This is a genomic window from Neisseria sp. P0009.S007 (genome assembly GCF_051962515.1).
Window position 1 is genome coordinate 1 of the sequence record NZ_JBQCVF010001171.1, and the last position, 257, is coordinate 257.

General features: G+C 54.1%; 1 pseudogene. It reads left to right on the forward strand.

The window, feature by feature from the left end:
* Positions 1-257: pseudogene (locus ACTHS3_RS18180) on the forward strand ([protein-PII] uridylyltransferase); the annotation flags it as partial.

Genomic DNA, 257 nt, shown 5'->3' on the forward strand with positions numbered 1-257 from the left:
GTTGACGAACTGTGCGAAAGCGTGCGCGATGATATTACGGGGGACACGGCGTTTTTAGAGGCTCGTTTTTTGTTCGGCAACCGCCAAACAGCGGACGAGTTGACGGAAAAAATGAACGCGCAACGCAATGTAGCCGCGTTTATCGAAGCAAAGCTGGTGGAGATGGAACACCGCCATGCCAAATCGCAAGGTTCGGGCGCGGTATTGGAGCCGAACATCAAAAGCTGTCCCGGTGGTCTGCGCGATATCCATACCCT